15 protein-coding genes and 1 pseudogene are annotated in these 18,418 nt (G+C 67.7%); 11 read left to right on the top strand and 5 right to left on the bottom strand.

What is annotated here, in order from left to right:
• Position 1: 1 nt before the first annotated feature.
• Positions 2-895 carry an anti-sigma factor gene (locus VD964_RS28185; RefSeq protein WP_324871745.1) on the top strand — a complete coding sequence of 298 codons (894 nt, stop codon included), beginning with the start codon at positions 2-4 and terminating at the stop codon, positions 893-895.
• A 29-nt stretch (positions 896-924) separates the two neighbouring features.
• Here the strand turns inward: VD964_RS28185 and VD964_RS28190 are convergent, their stop codons facing one another.
• The gene (locus VD964_RS28190; protein ID WP_324871746.1) at positions 925-1,575 is read right to left on the bottom strand and encodes an alpha/beta hydrolase; all 651 of its coding nucleotides are present in this window, start codon (positions 1,573-1,575) and stop codon (positions 925-927) included.
• Between the two features lie 204 nt (positions 1,576-1,779).
• Here VD964_RS28190 and VD964_RS28195 point away from each other — a divergent pair, with 204 nt between their 5' ends.
• The 7 genes from VD964_RS28195 to VD964_RS28225 all read left to right on the top strand — a co-directional run bounded on the left by VD964_RS28195 (position 1,780) and on the right by VD964_RS28225 (position 9,864).
• Positions 1,780-2,547, top strand: a complete 768-nt coding sequence (locus VD964_RS28195; protein WP_324871747.1) for an SRPBCC family protein — start codon at positions 1,780-1,782, stop codon at positions 2,545-2,547.
• Entirely contained in the window at positions 2,544-3,725 is a 1,182-nt protein-coding gene (locus tag VD964_RS28200; RefSeq protein ID WP_324871748.1) for a zinc-dependent alcohol dehydrogenase, read from the top strand. The genes VD964_RS28195 and VD964_RS28200 overlap by 4 nt, the downstream gene beginning before the upstream one ends.
• A gap of 18 nt (positions 3,726-3,743) precedes the next feature.
• The gene (locus VD964_RS28205) at positions 3,744-3,998 is read left to right on the top strand and encodes a hypothetical protein (protein WP_324871749.1); all 255 of its coding nucleotides are present in this window, start codon (positions 3,744-3,746) and stop codon (positions 3,996-3,998) included.
• Between the two features lie 263 nt (positions 3,999-4,261).
• Positions 4,262-6,283 carry a malto-oligosyltrehalose trehalohydrolase gene (gene treZ / locus VD964_RS28210; RefSeq protein WP_324871750.1) on the top strand — a complete coding sequence of 674 codons (2,022 nt, stop codon included), beginning with the start codon at positions 4,262-4,264 and terminating at the stop codon, positions 6,281-6,283.
• Positions 6,276-8,312 carry an amylo-alpha-1,6-glucosidase gene (locus VD964_RS28215; RefSeq protein ID WP_324871751.1) on the top strand — a complete coding sequence of 679 codons (2,037 nt, stop codon included), beginning with the start codon at positions 6,276-6,278 and terminating at the stop codon, positions 8,310-8,312. The genes treZ and VD964_RS28215 overlap by 8 nt, the downstream gene beginning before the upstream one ends.
• Before the next feature lie 768 nt (positions 8,313-9,080).
• A complete protein-coding gene (locus VD964_RS28220) occupies positions 9,081-9,317 on the top strand; it encodes a hypothetical protein (protein WP_324871752.1) in 237 nt (78 codons plus the stop codon).
• 184 nt (positions 9,318-9,501) lie between these two features.
• Entirely contained in the window at positions 9,502-9,864 is a 363-nt protein-coding gene (locus VD964_RS28225) for a hypothetical protein (RefSeq protein WP_324871753.1), read from the top strand.
• A gap of 40 nt (positions 9,865-9,904) precedes the next feature.
• On the opposite strand, the gene VD964_RS28230 is transcribed toward VD964_RS28225, so the two are convergent.
• On the bottom strand, positions 9,905-11,536 hold the full coding sequence (locus VD964_RS28230) for a polysaccharide deacetylase family protein (protein WP_324871754.1): 1,632 nt from the start codon (positions 11,534-11,536) through the stop codon (positions 9,905-9,907).
• A 267-nt stretch (positions 11,537-11,803) separates the two neighbouring features.
• Here VD964_RS28230 and VD964_RS28235 point away from each other — a divergent pair, with 267 nt between their 5' ends.
• Complete coding sequence (locus VD964_RS28235) at positions 11,804-12,172, top strand: DUF2934 domain-containing protein (protein WP_324871755.1); 369 nt, start codon at positions 11,804-11,806, stop codon at positions 12,170-12,172.
• Positions 12,173-12,202: 30 nt separating this feature from the next.
• On the opposite strand, the gene VD964_RS28240 is transcribed toward VD964_RS28235, so the two are convergent.
• Positions 12,203-13,528, bottom strand: coding sequence for a L,D-transpeptidase family protein (locus VD964_RS28240; protein ID WP_324871757.1), 1,326 nt, complete (start codon positions 13,526-13,528; stop codon positions 12,203-12,205).
• Positions 13,529-13,908: 380 nt separating this feature from the next.
• On the opposite strand from VD964_RS28240, the gene VD964_RS28245 reads away from it, so the two are divergent.
• Positions 13,909-14,568 (top strand): DUF882 domain-containing protein, encoded by a 660-nt coding sequence (locus VD964_RS28245; protein ID WP_324871758.1) that lies wholly within the window; start codon positions 13,909-13,911, stop codon positions 14,566-14,568.
• Between the two features lie 609 nt (positions 14,569-15,177).
• Here the strand turns inward: VD964_RS28245 and VD964_RS28250 are convergent.
• Positions 15,178-15,436, bottom strand: a pseudogene (locus tag VD964_RS28250) (helix-turn-helix domain-containing protein); the annotation flags it as partial.
• Between the two features lie 543 nt (positions 15,437-15,979).
• Positions 15,980-16,648, bottom strand: a complete 669-nt coding sequence (locus VD964_RS28255; protein WP_324871759.1) for a hypothetical protein — start codon at positions 16,646-16,648, stop codon at positions 15,980-15,982.
• Positions 16,649-16,873: 225 nt separating this feature from the next.
• On the opposite strand from VD964_RS28255, the gene VD964_RS28260 reads away from it, so the two are divergent.
• The gene (locus tag VD964_RS28260; protein WP_324871760.1) at positions 16,874-18,346 is read left to right on the top strand and encodes a dynamin family protein; all 1,473 of its coding nucleotides are present in this window, start codon (positions 16,874-16,876) and stop codon (positions 18,344-18,346) included.
• The last annotated feature ends 72 nt before the right edge of the window (positions 18,347-18,418 follow it).

Consider the following 18,418-nt stretch of genomic DNA (forward strand, 5'->3'; position numbering starts at 1 on the left):
CGTGGACGGACAGCTGGACGGCAGCCGCCGTCTGGCGGTGGAACGATGGCTGGCCGAGGATCCCGACGCGGCGCGCCGGGCGGATGATTACCGCGCCCAGGCGATGCTTCTGCACGAGATGTTCGACACCGTCCTGCGCGAACCGCCGAGCGATACGGTTCAGGAACTGTCCGACAAGCTGAAGGGGCGTATCGCCTTCAACGACAACCGCCCGGCCTGGCACGCCCGCCCGCTGGTCCGGTTCGCCGCTGCGGTAATGCTGGTCGTTGCCGGTGCGGCCGGCGGCTGGATGGGCCGCGGCGCCGAACAGCAGGCCGTCGCCCCCGTCGCCCAGCAGCGCCAGACGCTCGCCACCTTCGCCCAGGAAGCCACCCAGGCACACCGTTTCTACACGTCGGACGAACGCTTCCAGGTGGAGCTCGGCGCCGACAACCAGGACGAACTGAACGGCTGGCTGTCCAAGCGGGTCGGCCGCGACGTGTTCGGCCCCGATCTGGGCCGCGTCGGCTACCGGCTGATCGGCGGCCGGTCGCTGCCGACCGACATGGGCGCCGGCGCGCAGTACATGTACGCCAACGACGCCAACAAGCGGATCACCCTGTTCGTCGGCGCTCCCCAGAGCGGCAACCAGTCCAGCTTCAGCTTCACCCAGAACGGCGACGTCGCCACCTTCTATTGGGTGGAAGGGCAGCTGGCCTATGCGCTGGCCGGCCGCCTGTCGAAGGAGGAGCTGCTGGAGATCGCCAAGGCCGTCTACCAAGACGTCAAGGCCGGCCCGCCGCGGCGAGAACCGCCGCCGGAGCAACAGCAACAGCAGCAACCCCAGCCGCAGCAGCAGGAGCAGCCGGCGGGCGTGCAGCCGATCAGCGACACGCACAAGCCGAAGGAAAGCTGAGGATAGGTGGGGGGGTTGAACTTTGCCCCTTACCGCCGCAGCAGATACGCTTTCAACCAGTCGCGCACCTCGCGGCAGACCGCTTCGGAGGCCTCCTCCATCGGGTGGCCGGTGCCGGGGACCAGGACCAGCTTCTTCGGTTCCCGCGCCTTGCGGTGGACGTGCATGGAGCAGCTTGGCGACAGAATTTCGTCCGCTTCGCCGTGGACCAGCAGGATGGGGCAGGCCAGGTCGGTCACCGGGTCGGTGCCGTAACCCTGGGTCGCCAGCGTTACCACGGTGCAGACGGCGCCGCGGTTGGAGGCCGCAGCCTGGATGACCACGGCGCCGCCGAAGGAATGGCCGACCAGCGCCACATGGTGGATGCCCTGGCGGCCGAGGAAGCTCAGCCCGCACAGCACGTCGTACACCGCCTGCTCCAGGTCGCGCGGATCGCGGAAGCGCAGCCGCAGCGACGCGATGCCGTCCGCGGTCAGGTCGGCGGCCAGCCGTGGATAGAGTCCGCGTGCCGGCGTGTCGAAACCGCCGCCCACCCCGCCGACCCACAGCACCGCCAACTCCCCGTCCGGAACCGGATAGTAGCGGGCCTCCAGCGGGCCGCGGTCGGTTTCCAGGGATGCCGGCCGGAACCCTTCGGCGTCGGCGATACCCACGGTGGCGTCCAGAAGTGGCACGGCCATCCTCCCTTCCGATCTTTGCTGCCGATGGTAACAGGCGGAACGCCGCAGGGTTGCTGCGCATCAGCTCATGCGTAAGGCAACGAAGCCGCAACCCGGCTGTTCTCTGTCCACAGGTATTGCACAGACGGGAAAGGAGCGGCGATGGCGTCGAACAGTTTGACCGGGCGGGGCCGTTGGCCACAGTCGGACTCCCTACGGTCGGGCATGAGCCTGATCGGATCGGGCGATGCCGCGACCGGCGGCCGCTGGCTCGCCATGGTGGGCGGCACCGCGCTGGGTGTGCTTGGACTCCGGCGGACTGGTTGGAGCGGAGCGATGCTGGCGCTGGGCGGCGCCGGCCTGTTCGCCGCAGGTGCCTTGGGTCTGCGGCCCTTCGGCGACCGTGCCTTGAAGGCGGTACCCGATGCCGGCGCCTGGCGCAGCCATGTCCCGGCATCGCGCCGCCGATCGCTGACGCCGGAACGCACGCAGGCTGTCGTTACCATCGCATCGGAACCGGGAACCGTGTTCCGCTTCTGGCGCAACTTCGCCAACCTGCCGAAGCTGATGCCGCAGTTGGAGCGGGTCGACGTGCTGTCGGCCACCGAAAGCCGATGGATCGCCATGTCCGGGGGCGCGCCGGGCGGGGAGGCGCTGAGCTGGCGCTGCGTGCTCGACCGTGTCGACGAGGACCGCTTGCTGACCTGGCATACTGTGGGTGAGACGGCGCTGCCGCACCGCGCCTCGCTGATGCTGACCCCGGCGCCGGGCGACCGCGGCACGGAGGTGCGGCTGACGCTGGTCTACCGCGTCCCGGCCACGGAGGTCGCGGCGCGTCTGGGCGTCACCCCGGAAGCGCAGGCCGAGGAAGCGCTGCGCAGGCTGAAGCAGCGGGTGGAGACGGGAGAGCTGTCCACCATCGACCGCCAGCCCCGCGGGAACGGGAGTGGAAATGGAGCGGGCCACGGGTCGTTCCGGGAGGCGATGGAATGAAGGCGCTCTGCTGGAACGGAACCAACGACCTGCGGGTAGAGCGCGTGCCCGACCCGGTGCTGGTCAATCCGCATGACGTGATCATTAAGGTGGCACTGTCGTCGGTCTGCGGGTCCGACCTGCATCTGATCGACGGCTATGTCCCCACCATGCGGCCCGGCGACATCATCGGCCACGAATTCCTGGGCGAGATCGTCGAGAAGGGGCCGGAGGTCCGCTACCTGAACCGCGGCGACCGGGTCATCACCATCTCGGTGATCGGCTGCGGCCATTGCGGCCATTGCCGGCATGGCGAAAGCTCGCTGTGCGACAACTCCAACCCCAACCCGGACTATGCCCGCACCGCCTACGGCCATTGCGGCGCCGGCATCTTCGGCTACAGCCACGCCTTCGGCGGCTATGCCGGCAGCCATGCCGAGTATATCCGGGTGCCCTACGCCGATTTCAACGCCGTCCGCGTGCCCGACGGGGTGAGCGACGAGAAGGCCCTGTTCGTGTCCGACGCGGTGCCGACCGGCTACATGGCCGCCGACATGGCCGGCATCAAGCCGGGCGACGTGGTGGCGGTGTGGGGCTGCGGCGGCGTCGGCCAGATGGCGATCCGCAGCGCCTATCTGCTGGGGGCGGAGCGGGTGATCGGCATCGACCGCTTCCCCGACCGGCTGCGCGCCGCCCAGATGAAGGCGGGGGCGGAGACGCTGGACTATAGCCGCGTCGACATCTTCGATGCGCTGCAGGCGATGACCGGCGGGCGCGGTCCCGACGTGTGCATCGACGCCGTCGGCATGGAGGCCGACAGCGCATCCAATCCGGTTGAGGACCTCTACGACCGGGCCAAGCAGGCGGTTGGGCTGCAGACCGACCGGCCGGCGGTGCTGCGCCAGATGATCGAGAGCTGCCGCAAGGGCGGCACCCTGTCGATCGTCGGCGTCTATGGCGGGCTGATCGACAAGTTCCCGATGGGGGCGGCGATGAACAAGGGCCTGACCTTCCGCATGGGCCAGCAGAACGGCCAGCGCTATGCCGAGCGGCTGTTCGAGCACATCCGCAAGGGCGAGCTGGACCCGTCATACCTGCTGACCCACCGGATGCCGCTGGACGAAGGACCGCAGGGCTACCGCATGTTCAAGGAGAAGGCCGACGATTGCATGCGCGTCGTCTTCGCCCCCCAAGGTTAGCAGAGAAGGGAGAGCGTCATGGAACTGGTCTACGCCTATCCCGCCGAACGCGGCCGGGGTGTGGAGGCCGAGATCGTCGGCAGCCTGCGTGACCGCTTCGGCAACGTGGTGCAGACGGGGCGGGAGGAGCGCGATGCCGAACGCGGCGACCGCTCGGACGTGCTGGTGACGCTGGAGGTCGCCGACGACAAGGTGGAAGCGGCGCTGACCACGCTCCGCGCCCACCCTCTGGTGATCGACGCCGCCGCGGGGAGCTTCGGCGAGCGGGTTTGAGCGGGCGGTTGGTTCCTTGCGAGGTTAGACCCCCACCTATCCTCCCCCACTGGGTGGGGGAGGGAACTCCGCCGCCCTTGCACTAAACTCCCTCCCCCGCTCAACGGGGGAGGGTCGGGGTGGGGGCATTCGTCAGCCGACACTCCCCCAAACCCCTTAGCCCCCGAAACAATTTCCCCATTCCCCGCGTGACCACGCCGCCCCGCTCCTGTTGACCATGACCGTAAGGCAAGTCCGCCTCACGCCTTTGGGGGCCAGCCGTCGTGAACATCTCCACCGCAGTTTCGTCTGTCGAGCAGCCCCGCACCACCGTCACGCGTCGCTGGCCGATCGGGGTGGAGTTACAGCCGGGCGGGGCGCACGCGCGCGTTTGGGCGCCCAACGCCAAGCGGGTCGAACTGGTGGTCGAGCCGGACGGGCCGGCGACGGCGCTGGATGACGAAGGGAACGGCTATTTCTCCGGTGCCGTGACGGGGCTGGCGGCCGGCGGGCTCTACCGGTTCCGGCTCGATGGCGGCGAGACGCTCTATCCCGACCCGATGTCGCGCTTCCAGCCCAACGGGCCGCACGGTCCCTCGCAACTTGTCGATCCGCACCGCTTCGCCTGGACCGATGGGGACTGGTGCGGCCGGTCCATCAAGGGCCAGGTGATCTACGAGATGCACATCGGCACCTTCACGCCGGAAGGCAGTTGGGACGCGGCGCTGCGGGAACTGCCGGCGCTGGCCGATCTCGGCGTCACGGTGCTGGAGCTGATGCCGGTGTCGGAGTTTCCCGGCCGCTTCGGCTGGGGCTATGACGGGGTGAACCTGTTTGCGCCGACCCGGCTCTATGGCGACCCCGACGCCATGCGTCGCTTCGTGGACGGGGCGCACCGGCTGGGGCTCGCCGTCATTCTCGACGTCGTCTACAATCATCTGGGACCAGACGGCAATTACCTGAAGTGCTTCGCCGACGAGTATTTCACCGACCGCTACAAGAACGAGTGGGGCGAGGCGATCAACTTCGACGGTCCCAACTCCGCACCGGTGCGCGAGTTCTTCCTGTCGAACGCCGCCTTCTGGATCCAGGAATACCATCTGGACGGGCTGCGGCTGGACGCGACCCAGTCGATCCACGACGGCAGCGAATCCTGGGGCAGCCCGCACATCCTGACCGAGATCTCCCGCACCGTGCGCAAGGCCGCCGGCAACCGCGCCGCCATCCTGGTGGGGGAGAACGAGCCTCAGCACGCCAGCATGGTGAAGCCGGCCGAGGAAGGCGGCTGCGGGCTCTGCGCCATATGGAACGACGATTTCCATCATTCGGCCATGGTGGCGCTGACCGGCCGGACGGAGGCCTATTACACCGACTATCGCGGCACGCCGCAGGAATTCGTGTCGGCGATGAAGCACGGCTTCCTCTATCAGGGGCAATGGTATCGCTGGCAGGGCAAGCGGCGCGGCATGCCGGCCTTCACGGTGCCGCGCCCGGCCTTCATCACCTTCCTGCAGAACCACGACCAGATCGCCAACTCCGCCCGTGGGCTGCGCGTGCATGCGCTGACCTCGCCGGGCCGGCTGCGCGCGATGACGGCGCTCACCCTGCTGGGCCCCGGCACGCCGATGCTGTTCCAGGGGCAGGAGTTCGCGGCCGGCACGCCTTTCCTCTATTTCGCCGACCACAAGCCGGAACTTGCCGGCCTGGTGGAGAAAGGACGGGCGGAGTTCCTGGCCCAGTTTCCCAGCATCGCTTCCCCGCCGATGCGCGAACGACTGCCCGAGCCGCACGCGGAGGAGAGCTTCACCCGCTGCAAGCTGGACCATGGGGAGCGGGAGACGAACGCCCATGTCTGGGCGCTGCACCGCGACCTGCTGCGCCTGCGCCGCGAGGATGCGGTCTTTGCCGCCCAGCGCGTCGGCGGGCTGGACGGGGCCGTTCTGGGGGAGGAGGCCTTTGTCCTGCGCATCTTTGGTGATGAGGAGGGCGACGACCGGCTGCTGCTGGTCAATCTGGGGCGCGACCTGACCCTGAGGGTTCTGGCGGAGCCGCTGCTCGCGCCGCCAAGGGACGGTGCCTGGACGGTTCTGTGGTCGAGCGATGAGCCGCTCTATGGCGGCTGCGGCACGGGACCGGTGGAACAGCCGGGCGGTGCGTGGCGGTTGCCGGGGCAAGCCGCCCTGGTTTTGGGGCCGGCGCGCGATTTTCCGACGAAAAGCGACGGGGCCGGGGGCAACACAACCCCCGTCATCGTGGTTTCCAAAGGGTCGGAAATCGAAAGCAGATCGCAGGCTTACCATGGCTGATTTCGTTCGCACCCTGTCGCACGACGTGCTGGCCACCGGTCCCGACAGCACGGGAACCCGGGAATGGCTCGTCGCAAACGGCCTCGGCGGCTATGCCTCAGGCGCCGTGTCGGGGGCGGTGACCCGGCGCTACCACGGGCTTCTGATCGCGGCGCTGCCGGCTCCGCTGGGCCGGGTCCTGATGTTGAGCCAGCTGAGCGACGTCGTCGTCGACGCCGACGGCCATGAATACTGGCTGAGCAGCCGCGAGGCGAACGGCAACCCGCGGGAGGATGCGCAGACCGCCGCCCTGCAGGAATTCCGCATGGAGGCGGGACTTCCCGTCTGGCGTTTCCGGGCCGGTGGTGCGGTGATCGAGAAGCAGGTCGTCTTGCCGCACGGGCAGAACATCGTCCATGTCACCTACCGCGTGCTGGAAGCCAAGGAGCCCGTGCAGCTGCGGCTGCGGCCGGTGCTGGCATTCCGCACGCTTGAATCGGCGGTGGACCAGCCCTTGGCCGGAGCCTACCGCATCACCGCGGCGGGTCAGCGCTACGAGGTGTCGGCCGGTCCCGACCTGCCGGTTCTGCGCATGGCGATCGAGGGCGGCGACTTCCCGATGACGCTCGACGGAGGCATTCGCCGCGAGGTCTATTACCAGGTCGAGGACGAGCGCGGCTATCAGGCCCGCGGCTCGCTGTGGACGCCCGGCTATTTCAGTGGCGAGGTCGGGGCCGGGCAGAGCATCACCTTCGCCGCCGCGACCGAGGAGTGGTGGCGGCTGGAGGCGCTGCCGCCGACCGACGTGCTGGGATTCGAGACCGAACGCCGCCGCCGCATCATCCAGAACGCCCATCCCAGCCTGCGGCACGGTGCGATGGCGGAGCTGGTGCTGTCCGCCGACAGCTTCCTGTTCGTGCCGGCCGGCCGCGTCGCCGACCAGATGCGGGCACGGGCCGAGGGGGACGAGGTGCGGACGGTGATCGCCGGCTACCACTGGTTCACCGACTGGGGCCGCGACACCATGATCGCGCTGGAAGGGCTGACGCTGGCCACCGGCCGCCACATGGAGGCGGGATGGATCCTGCACACCTTCGGCCATTACATCCGCGACGGCCTGATCCCCAACATGTTCCCCGACGGCAAGGATCGCGGGCTGTACCACACCGCCGACGCGACGCTGTGGTTCTTCCACGCGCTGCACCGCTATCTGGGCGTCACCGGAGACCGCGACACGCTGCGCCTGCTGCTGCCCAAGCTGCGCGAGGTGATCGATTTCCACCGCCGCGGCACCCGTTTCGGCATCGGCGTCGATCCCAAGGACGGGCTGCTGCGCCAGGGGCAGGAGGGATACCAGCTGACCTGGATGGATGCCAAGGTGGACGACTGGGTGGTTACGCCGCGGCGGGGCAAGGCGGTGGAGATCAACGCGCTGTGGCACAACGCCCTGCGCCTGATGACGGACTGGCTGCGCGAGGAGGACGGCGAGGCTGCCGCCCGGCCGCTGGAGGAGTTGGCCGACCAGGCGCGCGCCTCCTTCAACGCGCGGTTCTGGTGTCCGTCGGCGGGGCACCTGTTCGACGTGGTGGATGGCGAGCACGGCGACGACATCGCCTGCCGTCCCAACCAGATCTTCGCCGTCTCGCTCGACCATCCGGTGCTGGAACGGGAGCGGTGGGAGCCGGTGGTGGAGACGGTGCGCAAGCACCTGCTGACCCCGGTCGGGTTGCGGTCGCTGGCGCCCGGCTGCCGCGACTACAAGGCGAAATACTTCGGCGACCTGCGGGCGCGCGACGCCGCCTATCACCAGGGCACCGTCTGGGGCTGGCTGATCGGCCCCTACGTCGATGCGTGGCTGAAGCTGCACCCGCAGGACAAGGAGGGAGCGCGCCGGCTGCTGGAAGGCTTCCTGCCGCATCTGGACGAGGGCGGTATCGGAACCATCAGCGAGATCTTCGATGCGGAACCCCCCTTCACCCCGCGGGGCTGCATATCCCAGGCCTGGAGCGTGGCGGAGGTGCTGCGCTGTTGGGTGAAGACCGACGGCTAGGCGGGACAAAGGTTGCGGAACCGCTTCTTTACCAAAGTCATAGGGCGGCGGACCAAGGTCGCTCCACCCGTAACGATGGTGCAATGCCCTTGGAGGCAGTTGTCAACAGGGCACAACCGGGTGTGAAATCCAGGGGCATGGCGGAATGTGACAGATTTCGGTTGACACGCCGGCCAAGCCCCTGGGGCTCTGAATGGAAGTTTCTTCTTACGGATCAAGCGCTTAACGGAAATGCCTGATTTTTGGGCAAACATCACGGGGGCCTTGAATCGCCTAGTGCGAATCGGGGCTGCCCACGGCTTGCCCACACAGTTATCCACAGCCTCTGTGGAGACCGCGGGTTCTGCCGGCGGCCATGGCCAATGGCGTGCCCGCATTCCGAACCTGTACCTTCGATGCCTGTACTTTAGGCAGACAGGCAGCGTGGGGCATGCGCAAGGGGGTAATCGGTTTGGATTTTAGCCAAGCCGGAAAAAGCATCCTATAGTTCCCGCACCGGTTCCTTCGGTACCCCGACCAATCCAGTTGGCAATATGGTCGGGTGGCCGGTCGGGTTCGGTAGAACGGGCATGCGGAAGAACAGCCAGAACGGAGGTGCCCATGCGGAGCGTTGTGCGAGGCGTCGCCGGCATGCCGTACCCGGCAGTGCGGTCTGCCGCTATCCGGTCTGCCGCTATCCGATCTTCGGCAATCCGATCTTCGGCGGTCCGGTCCGATTGGCCGAAGAGCGGTGGCGAGGATGCCGGACAGCCCCGGCAGGTGGGCGCCATGGCCCTGCTGACCGCCCTTATCGGCCCGTTGCTGGCGACGTCGGTCCTGGGTGCGCTGATCCTCCATCTGCTGGCCGGTCTGGCTGCACGGCTTCCCGCCTCCGACGCGTTGGGGGCGCTGTCGATCATGGCCGGAATGGCGATGGTCCTCGTCACCCTGCTGCCCTTCGCCCTGCTGTCGGTCAGGCGGGCGCATCGCGCCTGGGCGGACATGCAAGGTGCGTTGCGCCGCTGACGTTGCGCCGCTGAGCTTCCGCCCACTCAGGGTTTTGCCTGAACGGACTACCCCAAAGGCAGGAATCGATTGCCCCCGGCATCGTGCCCGCGTTTAATCGCGGGACATGGACGGCAGGTGGATGGCAAATGGGCGGCACTCGCCCGTTCCCTGGCTGTGCGGGGCGGTTTTCTGGGGGCGCGGGATGGGGCTTTTCGACTTCCTGAAGGTCACGGTGAAGGATCAGAAGCTGGCCAAGCCAGCCGCCCGCATGGCGGTCAGCGTCGTGGAGTGCGACGGCAAAAGCTTCCCCATCGTGTCGCTGACGCCCAAGGGCTTCGTCGCCCGCGGCTTCGACGGATCGCTGATCGTCGGACAGAATGCCCGCGTGTCGGTGCGCGTCGACGATCCGGCTGGCAAATTCGCCTTTGCCGCGACCGTCGCGGTGGTGGAGGTGAAGGGACCCACCTTCGGCGCCACCTGGACGATCCTGCCGCCGGAGGTGGAGGGGGCGATCCGGCAATATGCCCAGAACCGTAAGCAGCAGGATGCCAAGAGCGCCCGTTAGGGGCGCCCGATAGGAACACCCGGCAGCGCGATCCCGCTCCTTACTGGGGGTCGGCCGGGGCGCCGCCGGCGGGTGTCGGCATGCCGGCATTGATGATCTTCGGCAGAGCCAGATTGCGGGCGCGATCCAACCACTCCGACAATGTGACGAACTCGCAGCCCTTGGCCCGCAACTCCGCGATCACGCGCGGCAGAGCCTGCGCGGTGCTGGGATAGGTCGAGTGCATCAGGAAGACGTTGCCCGGCATGCCGCCCAGCTTGATCTGGCTGACGATCTTGTCGGCGTTGCGCACCTGCCAGTCGCGCGTATCGACGGACCACAGGACCGACCCCATGCGTTCCTCGCGCGCGACGGCCAGAAGCTCCTCCGAATAGCGACCGTAGGGCGGGCGGAACAGCACCGGGTTGGCGCCGAATTCCCGGAGGATGCGGTTGGTCTCGGCAATCTCGTACCGCGCGGCGACCGTGTCCATCTTGCGCAGGTCGGAGTGGGTCAGGCTGTGATTGCCGATCTCGTGCCCACCGGCGACGAAATCCTGGATCAGCTCGCCCTGCCGTTCGGCGATGCGGCCGACCGGGAAATAGGTGGCACGCACGCCCTCCCGGTTCAGGATGTCCAGAACCTGCCTGGTCACCGTGCGGTGCGGCCCATCATCGAAGGTCAGGGCGCAGAGGTTCCAGTTTTCCTTCTTCAGCGTCGCCGGCATCACGTCATAGCGCGAATCGGGCATCACCGAGCGGAGCCGGCCCTTGCGGCGGCTGTGCTGCTCGATGTCCGCCATTGTGCGGGCGTCTTCCTCGTTGTAGATGATCAGCCCTTCGGCCGGCGGGATGGCGGCGGCGACCGCCGGGGGCGGGGGCGCCAGCGGTGCGGCGGCGGCTGAACCGATCGGCGCCAGGACGGAGGTCGTCGTCCCGGACGGTGCTTCGGGCTTGGCCGCAGGCTGCGGCTTCGCCTCGGCGGTTGCCGCGGCGGGCGGCGCCACGGCCACGGTCACGGCCGGCGGCTTGGGCGGTTCGGTCGCAGCAGGTGCCGGTGCGGTGACCATGGCGGCGGCTGGAGCCTTGGCGCCGGAAGCGACGTTGGCGGAAGCGACGTTGGCGATGGCGGCCGGTAGGGGCTCTGCCTTAGCAGGCGTTGCCGAGGCCGGCGGACGGTCGACGACGAGGCAGCCGAACCCGGCACCGACGATGCGGCGGCACAGCACCTTCGGATCGGTCCCGTTGGCCACCTGGGCGTAGAGCGCCACGCCCCCGGCCTCGCTCTTGCCGTCCAGCAGCGTGACGGTCGCGGTCAGGCCGGCGGCCAGCTCGGGCTGACGCTGCTGTAGACTCTTCCAACTCCACCACGCGTCGCCGTCGCGGGAATAGATGCCGAGTTGCAGAACCGGTCCAGTGGCCGGCTTGTCTTCCGCCTTCGCGGGCGCGGCACTGGATTTCTCCGGCTCCGCCTTGGCGGCGGGCGGGCGCTGGGGACGGGTGTCGGGCGCGGCGGCGGCGGGCAGGGCAGGCAGGCCGAGAACGCAGGCCAGCAGCGCGGCGCTCATCAGGCCGCCGCCGGAACGGCCGGTCCGGAACCCGGCGGCCGAAGCGGCGCCAAGGTCGCGGACGGCGCCGGCTGCCCGAACGGGGGAGGCGGTGGAAACGGCGTTCGGCCGGAAGATGCGCAACATATCGGTCCCGTCGCTTGGCCCAGCCACAATCTGCGGGACCGCCGGTTGATCGCGGTGCAATATCATCCCAAAGGTATTAATTCAAACGACAAGCGGCAGAATTGGGGCAATTCCGGCGGTTTTCGGGCAGGCGTTGCCATTCGGAAACGGTGGGATGCCGCGTGGCCGGCCACGGGTCGAAACCTCTGTGCGAAGACGGGACCGGAACCGGCAGGGCCGTGGCGGGGTTCATTAGGGGAAACCCCAGCCGTGAAGGAGAGGACCCGTATGGCCGAGGATTTGGAAAGCCGCATCCGTCGGCGCGCGCATGAGATTTGGGAACGCGAAGGCCGGCCTGAGGGCCGCGCCGAAGCCAATTGGGAACTGGCCAGCGAAGAGATCGCGATCCAGGACAATTATCTGGATACGCTGAAGCCCAATCCGGCCGGCGGACCGGAAGCGACCGCGATGCGGACCGAGCCGGTGGAGCCGGTGCTGGCCATCGCCAACCAAGGCGAACAGCCCGGGCTGGCCGATCAGGGCGACGAGTTCGGTATACCCATGCGCGGTGACCGCGATGCCTGGCCCACGCCGGAGGAGGCGGCCTCTACCGCGGTGCCGCCCAACCGCAGCAAGAAGACCCGCCGCCGGGCGTAGCCCTCACCGTCGGATTGGATGCCCCGGCCGTCAGGCCGGGGACTTCTCCGTTGCAGCCGGCCCGCCCTCGGCGGTGCCGGACTTGTCTACCGGCGCGGCTGCGCGGCCGGTGTCGGCCGGCTGGGTTGCCGGTGCCGGCGCCGGAGCGACCGCGGGCGCGATGGCCGGCGCTGCCGGATCGGGCGCGGACGAGGGAGCCGACGCGGTGGCCGGCGCCTCGTCCAACCGGTCGTAGATGTCCGGATGCAGGCGGACGGCGCCGTCGGCTTCGACGGTCGCGATCCAATAGACGAACTGGACCGGCATCGGCGTCGCCAGCTTCACCCATTGCGGCTGCATTCTATCCAGCATGCGGTCGATCCGCGCGGGCGTCACCGTGGTGCCCTGCAGCAGCAGTTCGGCGAGACGTCGCGGGTCCTCCAGCCGGACGCAGCCGGAGCTGATCGAGCGAAGTTCCCGCGAGAACAGGCGCGGCTCGTTGGTGCCGTGCAGATAGATGTCGTAGGGGTTGGTCAGGTTGAAGCGGAAGCGGCCCAGCGCATTGTGGTCGCCGGGCTGCTGGACGATGCGGACCCGTCCGGGGGTGACGCCGTACCAGTCGACCGTCTCCGGGGCCACTTCCTGCCCGTCGAGATAGACGATGGCGTTCTGGATGCCGGGAACCCCCTTGGCCCGCAGCATCGGCAGCTTGTCTTCTTTCAGGATGGTAGGCGGCACGGTCCAGGTCGGGTTGACGATAATGTGTGTGATGCGATCGGTCAGCAGCGGCGTCTCGCGCGACGGCCGGCCGACGATGGCGCGCATCGTCATCTCCTCCTCCCCGCCGCGGACCAGCGTGGTGGTCTGGTCGGTCAGGTTCACTACCAGCACATCGTCCGGAGCGGTGTCGCGGAAGCTGCGCATGGCCGCCGCGCTCTGCCGCATCAGGCTTGCCGCCTCGGCCGGCGTGCGGTCCAGCGCGGCACGGGTGCCGGCGCCGACCAGCCCGTCCGGCTTCATCCGCTGCGAAAGCTGGAAAGCCTTCACCGCGTGGTCGACGTCCGTCGTGAAGGTGTCGGACAGCTTGTCGGCCGGCAGCAAGCCGAGTTCCAACAGCCGCTGGGACAGGCGGGCGACCCGCTCCCCCCGGCTTCCCAGCTTGATCGTCCCGCCTTCGCCGATGCGGGTGGAGACCTGTGTTGGAGCGCGGTCCAATTCCGTCGCGGCGCCGTCCAGCCGGTCGGCCCATTGGGTCAGCGTATCGCGGTAGGGCAGGGCGTCCGCCGACGCCGGTCCGAGCAGCGCCAGCGCCGATGCGGCAGCCATGTACAGGACGGCCAGCTTGCGGGGCTTGCGGAAGTCGGCGGATACGGTCATGTCGGAACCCTCTGTCGCGGCGGGCCTGTTGCACATCGGAAGGGGTGCGGCGCGGCCCTTATGATCAATTTATGCAACGCAATAATGGAAGGCGAGGCGTACGGAGCGAAATCTCAGCGAACACTCGTCCAGTGTGGCTTTCCCGTCGCCGTCCTATGACCTCGCCTATGCAATAAGGTCACAGTGCGAAATTTTTTGATTGCCTAGGCAGATGACCTTCCCTATACGAATAGCCGTTCGGAGACGTTTCCCGCCAGACGGAGCGCTCCGAAACAGCGTTGGTTACAAGGTTTACACCTAACGTGGGCGCCAAGCGACCCGCCAGACGCCAAACGGCCACATCGTAGAACGGCCAAAACGCAAAACGACGAGGTTCGGGGATGCTTTTGGGGGATGACGAGCGTGCCGCTCCGGCCATGGGGCGGCGCGGGTTCCTGGGTTTTGCCGCCGCGGCGGTGTCTGCGGCCGTTCCGGTCGCATCGGGGATGGTGACGAGCGTCGCGGCCAGGGTCGTGACGGGTGGCGTGGTGACCGGCGTAACGGCGGCTCCGGTCCTTCTGGGATCGGGTTCGGCCGAAGCGGCGCCTCTGGCCGGCGGTGTCCGGCGCCTCAGCCTTCACAACATCAACACCAACGAGCGCTTCGACGGCGTCTATTGGGCCGATGGCCATTACAAGCCCGATGCCCTGCGCAAGCTGGATGTGCTCCTGCGCGACCACCGCGCCAAGCAGGTCTGCCACTACGACCCACGCTTGTTCGATTTGCTCGCCCGCGTGCACCAGAGCGTCGGGTCCGACGATCCCTTCGAAGTGATCTGCGGCTTCCGCTCCCGCCGTACCAATGCGATGGCGCGCCGCCGGTCGCGTGGGGTGGCGAAGGAAAGCTACCATACCCGCGGCATGGCCATCGACATCCGCCTTCCCGACACGCAACTGCGCGCCATTTCCGAGACGGCGAAGGCCATGCAGGGCGGCGGCGTCGGTTTCTACCCGCGCAGTGGTTTCGTCCACCTCGACGTCGGCCCCGTGCGCAGCTGGTAAGGCCGCGCGCCGGCGCTTGCGACCTGCCGATTTTAGGCATTCGAACTGAAAAGCCCCGCATCAGGCGATGCGGGGCTTTTCGTATAGGGCGACTGCGAAGACTCACCGCATTGGCGAAACCGGCAACGGCCTTCTTTCGTCAACTGCGGGGCGACGGTTTGGACGCGCGGAGGATGTCGGTCGGGTCCCACACCGCACCATGGCGGCGGCGCTCCCCCTTGCCTTTGCCCGATGTATCGGCCGATCCGGCCGCTTTGACCCGCGGCGTGTCGCTGCGGACCACCCGGCTGGAGGCGCGGGTTCCATCCGCCTCGATCATCGGGCCTGTGACCGCGCTGCTCCGGCCATCACTCTGGCCGGTGTCGCCGGACGGCGGAGCGCCATCGAAGGACGGCGGTTCGCCATCATCGTCGCCATCCTCGCCGGATCCCTCCGGTGGTTCCCTGATTTCCGGGGAAAGGGCAGAGAGCAGCGACAGCATCTCGTCCGACACATGAGAGGGAGCGGCGCGCCACAGGCGCAGCAGCCGCGCCTCGCGCCGGCTGATCTGCGTGTCGTTGTCGTCGGATTCCTCGAAGCCGCGGCGGCGGCGTGACCCGTCGGGATCGTTGTAGGTGTCGAAGAAGAAGCTGACCGGAACGTCCAGGACTTGGCCCAGGCGATAAAGGGTTCCGGCGGAAATGCGGTTGGATCCGCGTTCGTATTTCTGGACCTGCTGAAAGGTCAGGCCGATGGCCTCGCCCAGCTTTTCCTGGCTCATCCCCAGCAAGGTCCGGCGCATCCGCACGCGCTGCCCGACATGGGCATCCACAGACCAGGACTCCGGCGATCCGCGTCGTCCTCTTTTGCGCGCCGTCGGTTCACTCATGTCCATTGGTCTCCGATAGCCAGTCTTCCATCGCCTCTCTTTGCGAGAATGAAAAGATTGTTTGCACGTTCTTTTCCCATTTTCAAGAGAAAACTTTTGAATATTGGTATATGGGCGCCATATTCCGATAGGCATCGGTGGTGTAGAAACATTCGTAGGAGTTGCTTTGTTACAGGTTTGAATTATTCCCGGCGTTGCCAGAGTCAATTCCGCAAGCGCTTTGTCCACACCCTACACCCATCCCTTGGCGGAAATCTCCGTGTCTTTCGACTCACCCAATGGTTGGATCGATAGCTTACGAAATTCAGCCGTCAACCGTTCGAAACCAGACTGGATTAGAACTGCTACAAATGGTGATGGCAAACCTTCTGGTTGCGGCAAATAATCATGCGCAAGCAAAGCAATCTTTCATATGAGTCAGGCCGATACAAGGCGTCACGCGCCGCCGTGCTCAGGGCAAAGGGCGGAATCGTTGGCCAGGGAAGCGTTAATAGATAATTAACCATATTAACCGGCCCTGCGGAGAGGGTTCCGGCTCCGGAATCACCGGCGTTCCGGCCGTGATGCGTGACTATCCGTATCGGCCTTGGCGGTGCCCTTCGTTCGGACAGGTGTCGGCGCAGCGGCGGTGCGGGTTGCCCAAGGCCCGCCGGGGGCGGCGAACGCCTCCACATGGTCGCGCAGCTTCTGGACCTGGGAGGGCGTGACGTTGCGGCCGAAGCGCGACTTCAGCAGGGACGCGAGCGCGCCGCGTGTGGGCCGGTCGCCTCCGGCCGAGAGGGTGCGGTAGACGACGAAGGCCTCGGCATAGAGCCGGATGCGTTCCGGCCGGCGGCGCAACTGCACGGCCTGCGCATCGGTGCTTCGTTCCAGATGAAGCGTCAGGCGCCGGGCGGCTTCGGCCTCGGTCAGGTCGGGCAGGGGAACCGCAGGGGAGCCGGACGGCTCCGGACGGCCTATGGACTCGCGCAGACGGCGTCGGCGCTGGCGCTCGCGGTCGCCGGCGCGCAGCCGCTCGGCATAGGCGGGATCAGCCCCGCGGCGTTCGGTGCGGTTGCGGTTGGAGCGTGCGGCGCGCTCGGCCTCGCGCGCTCTCGCCGCCGGATCGCGCAATAGGAAGGCGAGTTCTTCCGCGGTCAGCCGGTGCTCCTCCTCCGATGCGGGGAGGGGAGGTGCGGAAGGGGGATCGTCGATGCCGCCGTCGTTGTCCATTCAAGGACAACGTTCCGCTTCCGCTTCCTGTTCCACCGATGCCGCGCCTTCCATGCGGCCCCACGGATGGTCCCCCGCATGGAGTATGAGGGAGATTTCATGTCCGGGCGCCGCCCCGCCCGTGCTAGAAGGGCCGGACTGAACCGGGCCGGCGCCCCGCCGCATCCGGCCCAAGTCTCGCGCCTCGTGCCCTGTGCCCCGTGCCATTGTGGAATCAGACCGACCATGACCCCCCGGCAAGCCCTTCAGCAGCGCCTTGCGGCCCTGGATGCCCATCTGCGCGCGGAAAACCCCAACCTGCTGCCGGTCCTCCCGACCTTCCGTGCCTTCGACCGGATCCTGGCCGGGCTGGGTCTGATCGACCGTCATGAATCGCTGACCACCCGCATTCCCTGGTGGCCGATGGTCGCGGTGCTCGGCACCTTCTCGGCCGGCAAGTCGACCTTCCTGAACGGCTATCTCGGCGAGGTCCTGCAGAACACCGGCAACCAGGCGGTCGACGACAAGTTCACCGTCATCTGCCACGGGCCGGAGACACGGAAGGAGGCGCTGCCGGGCACCGCGCTGAACGCGGACCCGCGCTTTCCCTTCTACCGCATCGCCGACGAGATCGAGAAGGTGGCGGCCGGCGAAGGCAAGCGGATCGACAATTACCTGCAGCTGAAGACGCTGGCCGGACCGCGAACCAAGGGCAAGATCTTCATCGATTCGCCCGGCTTCGACGCCGACGACCAGCGCCGCTCCGTCCTGCGGCTGGTGGACCATATCGTGGAGCTGTCGGACCTCGTGCTGGTCTTCTTCGACGCCCGCCATCCCGAACCGGGCGCCATGCAGGACACGCTGCGCCATCTGGTCGCCAAGACGGTGAACCGCGCCGACGCCCGCAAGGTCTGCTACATCCTGAACCAGGTCGACACCACGGCCAAGGAAGACAATCTGGAGGCGGTGTTCGGCGCCTGGCAGCGGGCGATCGCCCAGGCCGGGCTGGTGTCGGGCCGCTTCTACGCCATCTACGACCAGCGCTCCTCCGTCGCCATCGAGGACGACGGCCGCCGTGCCCGCTACGAGGCGCGGCGCGACCACGACCTTGCCGAACTCCACACCCGCATCAACGAGGTGGAGGTCGCGCGGGCCTATCGCATCATCGGCTCCATCGACAGCCTGACCAAGGAGCTGGAGGGCGAGGTGATCCCCAAGCTGCGCGAGGCGATGGGGGCATGGCGCCGGCGGGTGCTGATCGGCGATGCGGTTTGGGGCGTCCTCCTTCTGGCGCTGCTGGGAACCGTCGTGCAGACGATGGGCGGCGGGTTCGGCGCCTTGCTCGGCTGGATGTTCGACAATCCCGACGGCGGTGTGCCGCTACGCCTGGTCGGCACCGTCCTGCTGCTGGGCGGGCTGTTCCTGGCCGGCCATTTCAAGATCCGGCAATTCTTCGCCAACCGCGTCGCCGCGAGCTTGAGCGACCGCTTCGGCGACGTCGACCTGAACCTGCGGCAGGCCTTCCTCGCCAACACCCGCTTCTTCCGGTCGATCTTCGCCAAGCAGCCGGCCGGCTGGGGCGGCAGGGCGCGCAAGGCGATCTTCGCCATCCGCGAAGCGACGGCGGTGCATGTCCAACGCATCAATGACCTCTACACCGACCCGGCCGGCCGCCGCGCGCGGGAGGCCGCCTCCACCCCCGCCACCGCCGCCGAGTGATCCGGGATCGCCGGCCGCTCTTTACAGGATCACGGAAAGGCCGTTAGATCCCTGGACCTTGCGGACGATGGA

The organism is Azospirillum sp. (assembly GCF_035628975.1).
Taxonomy (GTDB): domain Bacteria; phylum Pseudomonadota; class Alphaproteobacteria; order Azospirillales; family Azospirillaceae; genus Azospirillum.